A 1,709-nucleotide genomic window follows, 5' to 3' on the forward strand; every position below is an offset into this window, starting at 1 on the left:
CCCGACCACCACGAAGCGATCGTCTACATCGCCATGATTGCTGTCATGTCACGCCGCCTCGCTCGCACCTGACACAGTTCTCAGACGCTCACTTAGGCTGAGTACATAGCCACAAGATCACTGGAGCTGATATGACTTCTCAGACCCGTACCGCCATCACCACCGGGGATGGCGTCCGCATCGCCTACCGCTTCGACGGTGACGAGAGCAAGCCGGTGCTGCTGCTCTCGAACTCGATCGGTACCGATCTGCACATGTGGGACGGCCAGGTGTCGGCTCTCACCGAGCACTTCCGGCTGCTGCGTTACGACGCACGCGGCCACGGCGCCTCCGGTGTTCCGAGCGGCCCGTATTCCCTGGACCGGTTGGGGCGTGACGTGGTGGAGCTGCTGGATGCCCTGGACCTGCCGCGGGTGCACGTGCTGGGCTTGTCCATGGGCGGAATCGTCGCGCAGTGGTTGGGGATCCACGTTCCGGAGCGCGTCGACCGCTTGGTGCTCTCCAACACCGCCGCGCATCTGGGCCCGGCGGATCAGTGGGATCGATCGATCGCTGAACTGCTGGCAGCCCCCGATATGCAGGCCACCGCGGAGATGTTTCTGCACAACTGGTTCCCGGCCCGGATGTTGCAGGACGGCAACGAGGTCGTCGAGGGCTTCCGTCGAACCCTGCTCGCCACGCAGCGCGAGAGCGTGGCCGGGAACTGGGCTGCGGTGCGCGACGCCGACCTGCGCCGCACCGCCACGCTCATCCCCAACCCGACCTTGGTCATCGCCGGCGAGTACGACACCGTCACATCCGCCGACCACGGGAAGAAGCTCGCCGCGATCGTCCCCGGCGCGCGATTCACCCTGCTGCCCACGGTGCACCTGGCGAATATCGAGGGGCAGACGGAGTTCCTGGACGCTGTGGTGGGCTTCTTGACCGAACGGTCTTAATGGCTACTGCGTCCGGCCCGGACGTCTCCTTCCCGCTTGCATTCGGGTAGTTGTCCGAACCATTTCCGTGCTGCAATGAGGCCGGGCGCCACGGCGCGGATTTCTGTTTCCCGCCGATCTCGGACATGGTGAGCGACAGCGGACCGAAATCCAGCCGCCCCCTGCCTGCAACGCAGGACAGGCCGGCGGCAGCTGGACCTCGGTGACCGTGGCTCGGGAGGGTGTCGAGCGGGGTGATCTTTGTATTGTGGGTGTGGTGGGAGTGCGAGGTCGGCCGCTGATTTTCTGAGCCTCGTTGCGGCACTGTCGATTCCGTTCTATCTGCTCGGCGCGATCACGGGCGGGTTCGGTAGGGGTGCTATGTCACTGCCGAGTAGTGCGGTGATGTTCATGTTGCCGGTCGTGGTCGCGGTGGCGCTGACCTGGCGCGATGGTGGTGGCGTAGCCGCGGTGGCGCTGGTGCGGCGCGCTGTGGATCGGCCGGCTGCCGGGCCGCGCTGGTATGTGCTGGCCGTGCTGCTGATTCCGGTGATCGCGGCACTCAACAAGGACTCGGTGCAGCTGCCCAAGGCCATCACCGATCACCGCCCGATACCGCCCGGCGGGTGCCGACAGACTTGATCCTGATCACCGGACCTTCCACCGTCGGAGAGTTCGGATTGTGCAGCGTTAGGCCCAATGCCGCGCAGTTTGGGTCCTGTCCGGTTTGTCAACCGGGCAGGATGTGGATGCTGATCTGGGTTTTGTAGGTGTTGCGGTCGATGTTGCCTT

General features: G+C 65.0%; 2 protein-coding genes. Both read left to right on the forward strand.

Annotated features, from left to right (window positions below):
- Window positions 1–131 precede the first annotated feature (131 nt).
- A complete protein-coding gene (locus AB0J29_RS37155; protein WP_364796053.1) occupies window positions 132–938 on the forward strand; it encodes an alpha/beta fold hydrolase in 807 nt (268 codons plus the stop codon).
- A gap of 360 nt (window positions 939–1,298) precedes the next feature.
- Window positions 1,299–1,559 (forward strand): hypothetical protein, encoded by a 261-nt coding sequence (locus tag AB0J29_RS37160; RefSeq protein WP_364796055.1) that lies wholly within the window; start codon window positions 1,299–1,301, stop codon window positions 1,557–1,559.
- Window positions 1,560–1,709 lie beyond the last annotated feature (150 nt).

Source organism: Nocardia sp. NPDC049707 (assembly GCF_040674855.1).
Taxonomy (GTDB): Bacteria; Actinomycetota; Actinomycetes; order Mycobacteriales; family Mycobacteriaceae; genus Nocardia.

Excerpts from the sequence above, each read along its gene's own strand:
- AB0J29_RS37155 (WP_364796053.1), top strand. The coding sequence starts at position 132 with ATGACTTCTCAGACCCGTACCGCCATCACCACCGGGGATGGCGTCCGC.
- AB0J29_RS37160 (WP_364796055.1), top strand. The coding sequence starts at position 1,299 with ATGTCACTGCCGAGTAGTGCGGTGATGTTCATGTTGCCGGTCGTGGTC.